Annotated in this window: 3 protein-coding genes; 1 reads left to right on the top strand and 2 read right to left on the bottom strand. The window is 47.1% G+C overall.

Annotated features, from left to right (window positions below; translation table 11 throughout):
- Positions 1 to 3,743 (bottom strand): S-layer family protein (locus tag H5073_RS15960; RefSeq protein WP_182680563.1); only part of this gene is annotated, 3,743 nt, incomplete at its 3' end.
- Positions 3,744 to 3,837: 94 nt separating this feature from the next.
- Positions 3,838 to 4,437, bottom strand: a complete 600-nt coding sequence (locus tag H5073_RS15955; protein WP_182680562.1) for a phage tail protein — start codon at positions 4,435 to 4,437, stop codon at positions 3,838 to 3,840.
- Positions 4,438 to 5,050: 613 nt separating this feature from the next.
- Between H5073_RS15955 and H5073_RS15950 the strand changes: the two genes are divergently transcribed.
- The gene (locus H5073_RS15950; RefSeq protein ID WP_182680561.1) at positions 5,051 to 6,055 is read left to right on the top strand and encodes a nuclease-related domain-containing protein; all 1,005 of its coding nucleotides are present in this window, start codon (positions 5,051 to 5,053) and stop codon (positions 6,053 to 6,055) included.
- Positions 6,056 to 6,243 lie beyond the last annotated feature (188 nt).

The raw sequence follows: 6,243 nt of genomic DNA, 5'->3' as shown, positions 1-6,243 counted from the left end.
CTGGTATTGGTTGCAACCGGCGCACTATTGGCAACCTTTGGAATAACGCTATTGGATGCAGCTGAGGCAGCACTGATTCCTACGATATTGGTGGCCGTAACAGTGAAGCTATAGGCAGTTCCGTTAGTGAGGCCTGTCACTGTCAGCGGGGATGATGAGCCTGTAGCCGTAAAACCACTAGGATTTGCAGTAACAGTATATGCAGTGATTGCTGCGCCACCATTGTTAGCCGGGGCGGTGAAACTCACACTAGCTTGAGTATCACCAGCTGTTGCCGTGCCGATTGTGGGGGCACCTGCAATCACAGCATTAACAGAGAAGCTCTGGCTCACTTGAGGTGCAGCTGCATAACTAGCGTTACCCCCTTGATTGGCATTAATAGTACAAGTGCCTGATGCCACAAAGGTCAAATTACCACCACTGGTGATAGTACACACAGCCGTAGTGGCAGAGGTGAAGCTTGGGATAAGACCAGAACTTGCCGTCGCGGTTAAGCTTGGTGTGGTGCCAAAGCTCTGCGCCCCAGGGTTTGCAAAGGTTATCGTTTGCGCTTGGGGCGGTTCGTTAGGGGTGACACTATTAGAGGCAACCGATGCGGCGCTAGTGCCAATAACATTCGTCGCCGTCACATTGAAGGTATAAGCAACACCGTTGGTCAGGCCCGTTACGGTAAGCGGTGATGCCGCGCCCGTGGCGGTGAAACCACCTGGATTAGAAGTCACGGTATAAGCCGTAATCGCCGCGCCACCATTGTTAGCAGGGGCGGTGAAACTCACGCTCGCTTGGCCATCGCCAGCTGTGGCTGTGGCTGCGGTAGGCGCACTTGCAACCACCGCATTAACGGAGAAACTCTGACTCACCTGCGCTGCGGGTAAATAGCTGTCACTACCCGCTTCGTTCGCGCTAATAGTACAGGTGCCAGTAGTGATAAAGCTTAACAAGCCGCCACTGGTGACAGTACACACATCCGTTGTAGATGAAGTAAAGATTGGCGTTAAGCTGGACGTCGCCGAAGCACTTAACGTTGGTGTGGTACCGAAGTTTTGTGCACCTGGGTTGGCAAAGGTAATAACTTGCGCCGCTTTAGGCGTCGTACTGTTAGATGCACTTGAGGCTGTACTGATACCGGAGGAATTGGTTGCCGTGACACTAAAAGTATAAGCTGTGCCATTAGTCAGACCCGTTACCGTTAAGGGTGAACCTGCACCACTAGCCGTAAAACCACCCGGACTTGAAGTCACGGTATAAGCCGTAATCGCTGCGCCGCCAGTATTCGTCGGCGCCGTGAAGCTGACACTCGCTTGGCCATCGCCAGCTGTGGCTGCGCCTATGGTAGGCGCACCGGGAACCACCGGATTAACAGTAAACGACTGTGTCACTGTAGTGGCGGCATTAGTGGCAATATCACCTGACTGATCTGTATCTATGGTACAGGAGCCCGTTGACACAAAGGTCAGGGTTCCACTGCTCGTAATTGTACAAACCGCTGGTGTCGATGAACTAAAACTGACGGTTAACGATGAATCTGATGTTGCAGTTAATGTCGGGCTAGTGCCGAAATTTTGTGCACCCGGATTAACAAAGGTAATTGTCTGGTTAACTTTAGGTATCACTGAATTTGAAACACCTGATGCAGAGCTTGTTCCAATGGCGTTAGTTGCCGTCACAGTAAAAGTATAAGCAGTACCATTTGTTAGGCCAGTTACCGTTATCGGAGAAGTTGTAAATCCATTACCACCAGCACTTATGCCATCAGGATTAGATATCACGGTATAACCCGTTATTGCAGCGCCACCATTACTTGCTGGTGCGCTAAAAGCCACAGAGGCTTGCCCAATACCTGCCGTTGCAACGCCAATAGTAGGAGCATCTGGGGCTGTCGGGATAGCCACAGTATGAGTTGAGCCGCTGGTATAGGCTGCAGGGCCAGCGTTACCAGCTGCATCGCTGATATTGGTCGATGCATTCAGGTTGAGTTTGATGGTGCCATTACCCGTAATACCGCTCACTGTCACATTCACGCTGGAGCCTGAACTCGCGGAGACGCTGACTATAGTGGCAGTCACGCCACCGGTTGTCCCCAAGGCAAAATCATCGGTAGAAATGTTGCTGACGGATTCGCTGAAGTTAACGGTGAAATCAACACTGGTATCTGTTGATACTGAACCACCCGCAGGTGCGGTGCTCGTCACAGAGGGCACAGCGCCGTCCACTACCAGCGCTTTATTATTGCCCAGTGAATTAGCGGAGCCAGGCGAAGCCAATGTGAGGGCCGCATTGTTAGTAGCGGCATCTCGGATGGTTCCGCTATTCAATGCCAAGGAGTTGGTGGCGACATAATCTAGGTCACTGGACGTATCGCCGGACTGAATGGTGTAGTTGAATGTCAGCGTACTGGAACCACTACCACTTGCGTAGTCAATCGTTCTATCCGTTGTACCCGTCTCCAGCGTTAGTTGCGGGGTACCGGTGACGGTCACGGCTTCATTAAAATTCACCTGGATACTAATGATATCGCCCAGTTTGTAAGTGCCGTCCGCGGTGCTGGCATTAACAGATGAAACCGTCGGGGCCACGCCATCGATGACGATATTTTTATTCGCCCCCAAAGAGTTTGCTGCACCGGGAGAAGGCAAGGTCAAGGTGGCGTTGTTACTTGCCGCGTCACGAATAGTGCCACTATTTAGCATCAGCGAATTGGTCGCAACATAATCTAAATCGGCCGAAGTATCGCCAGACTGAACGGTGTAACTGAATGTCAAAGTACTGGAATTACTACCGCTGGCGTAGTTAATGCTGCGATCAGTGGTACCTGTTTCAAGTGTGAGTTGAGGTGTACCAGTAACCAATACTGCTTCATCAAAATTAACCTGAACACTAATAACATCACCGACTTTGTAAGTACCGTTTGCGGTGCTGGCTGTGATAGAACTTACCGTAGGGGCAACAGAATCGGTAACAAATGCACCCGTTGCGTTATACCCGATACCGCTGCTAGTACCTGTTAGCATGGAGGAATTAGTCTGGCTATCGTTGACTGTAGTACCGCTGGCTTCATTCAGCTTCCAATACCCCAGCAGGCCGGATTCATTGCCTACCAACTCGATACTGCGGTTATTTTGAATCTGCACTTGCGTGCGCGCACTACTCCACATACGAATATCATCGATACCACCGACGAAATCATCTACCGCTACGTGGTTCTGCAACCCAAACACAAGATTGTTTACTCCAAGTCCCGTATAATTAGGAACGCTACTACGGGCGCCTTGATCTAAAACGTTTATTCCCTGTGCGACGCCATCAACATAAAAATCCCAAGTTCCATTATCAAATACAACTGCAATGTGATACCAGGTTCCTGTGCTTAACGACAACACATTACTTTCTGTCAGGCAATTAAAATCACACTCAAGATCGACAGTTAGTTTACTTGAGTTCAATATGAGGCCACCGGCATCGGCACCGCCAGTGAAATCCACTAAATTGATGGTCCCACTGACGTTAGTAAATTTAGCCCAAAACTCCAGTGTAAATGTTGTTCGATTAGATAGCGCAGAGCCCGCACTTGTCAGCGTTACGGTATCACCCGTTGTAAAGTCAAAAGAACGGTTTTGTGCGCTAGCATAGAGGGAGGTCATCGCAAAAAAACTGCCTACAATGAACATTTTCAAATAAGAATGACAGAATCTAGTCATAATATGCTTAAAAGCATGAATCATTTTGTAAGCATGTTGCAGCATTACACATCCCCTAAATTAGCTTGTTTTAAATACAATTAGCGCACAACCCATGCGCGCATTTTCACTTACAGATTTAAACCACATTGTTTCAAATTTAATTACGAGAAGGGTATATTCCTTTCAATGAAATAATAAAGTTAACTGCTAAAACAGGCTGGACAATATCCACAGGTAGCCCAGCCCCCGTCATACCTGTAATTCCTTCTACACTCACTGTCGTTGATGCAACCTCTGGTAGCAATGTCGTATCAGCCTCTTCAGTCGTGTACGCATTCAGAGGGGTTAACCCACCCATTACTTTTGCAGGAATGGCAGTAGGCCCAGGTGTTGAGGCATTGCCAGCGGCAGTAGACGCCTTGGGCGAAAGCGTAACATTAGCCGTCCCAGTTAACGCCACTTGATGCTGATGTGCTGGTAACTGACCTATCCCTAATCTTATAGTTTCATGACCGCTTCTACTCCCCAATTTATGAAGAGTCAAACCAGTACCTTGCCCAGCATGAATTGGGACACGGCTGCGTAAATCGGGCAGCCCGAAAGTGGTTCGCCCGTCCCCTCCATAGTTAGTACCTAATATTGAAAAAAGCGTTTGATTCTGAGAAATAGCGATCAACTGACCATCGCAGAAAGCCCAATCACGGGGCGCGAAGTTACCCGTAAACATACGAATTTCACCGATAAATGGATCTGACATTATCTTTCTCCTTAGATTGCCCACAACACTATTATCTAACCTATTTGGCTTTTGCTCGCTTAACCCTCAGGAGTTACAACGCTTCTTTTATGAAAGAAATTCGAATTTAACAACTGCGAACCTACAACTCAATCAAAAAATTAACTCATGCGCAGCATATGGCTAACTCGCTATTGCGATAATAAGTGTAGTCATAAAAAAAGTCATTAAGCCTTCGATTACAAAATCCACGAAAAATATATAAAAAGTTTTATTTACGGTACCGCAAAGCTAAGACGTAAAACCTTCTTTTAGTCTTCCAGACATCATTTTCTCTAGTTATTCCCATTGCATGCTTTGATGAGTTTCAGATACGGTTAAGTATCAGAGCTTTCTCTGTTCTTTTACAAGCAGTTTGGCTTTAAGCTTTTAGGCTTCAGACCAACAATGAATTTTTCATTCTTGGTCAGGATACATAGTGTTAACCCACATTTAATAATGCATGGCATGCGTTAATTTCTTTGTCGCTAGCATAGGAAAAAGAGTAAGCTAAGGCCATTACCTTAGTGCGAAGACACTGTGCTTACACTCTACAGGTTGAATATTATCAAGATTGAATGGATGCAATTGATAGATGATCTTAAAAACTAAATCCCTGCAATATACTCAGACGCCGCAAGCACAAGCTGGGCAAAAACAAGAGCAAAGCGTCGCCTTCTTCTTACGTCGTGCATTTAAAGACCACCCTGAAATCTTAGTCGTCAACGATTTCAAATTCAGCTTTAATGATGAAACCGCGCAAATAGATCACCTACTTATCTACCGCTACGGCTTTGTATTGATCGAATCAAAAAGCATTAAAGGGCATGTCAAAGTGAATAGCCAAGGCGAATGGAGCCGCAGTTATAACAATCACTGGTCAGGCATGCCCTCACCTATTAAGCAAGTCGAACTTCAACAAGCCCTACTAAGAGAGCTGCTAAAGCATCATAAGAGTGAGATATTAGGCAAATTATTGGGCATAAAGCAGCAAGGTTTTAACGGACGTTGCTGGGTTCACCTGTGTGTAGTATCCAGTGATGCCGTAATCGACAGAGAAACCATGCCAAGCACAATTTCAAACAAGCTTGTGAAAACCGAATTCTTAGTCGAGAAGCTTGAAGAAATCATGAACCTTAAGAATAAGTTTATGCGTTTAATCAGCGTCGCCGATACCCGCCCCGACTTTAGCCAAGCAGAACTCAACTCAGTCGGTGAGTTCATTATCGCCCAGCATATCGATTCAAATCAGGCTCCCAATCAAGCCACGCCGCAAGTGGCAAAGGCTGCGCGCGCACAAGAGCCTAAGCCACAGTTTGAAGTACAGCCACAAACAACTAAAACAACCCAGACAGTCAAGAATACCGCTGCATCCGCCGCGATGGCGACATTAAGCTGTAAACATTGTGGTGAATCAACAAACTACAGCCCCATGTACGGTAAATACGGCTACTACATTACCTGTAAGCAATGCAGCAAAAACACCCCAATGAAACAAGCCTGCCCCCAGTGCCACAGCCCCAAAACCAAAGTCAGCAAACGCAAAGAAACCTACACACTCAACTGCCAAGATTGCAGCCATGAAAATCAGCTAGTTTAGGCGGCCAAATTCACTATGCCACGACACTAACAACTTAAATCATTTTTGAATGTGGACTCCAACATACAGGCTCACCATGACCTATTTGTTTTACAAGAAGTCACCGACACGCAGCTAGTCCGTCCGTGGATGCTCAACCGACCCGTCCATGGGTCGGACGGTCGTCTCGCAAACATTCATGCCTCACC

Origin of the sequence: Shewanella sp. SR44-3 (genome assembly GCF_014163735.1) — a bacterium.
Taxonomy (GTDB): domain Bacteria; phylum Pseudomonadota; class Gammaproteobacteria; order Enterobacterales; family Shewanellaceae; genus Shewanella.
This window is presented reverse-complemented; position numbering and strand designations above follow the sequence as displayed.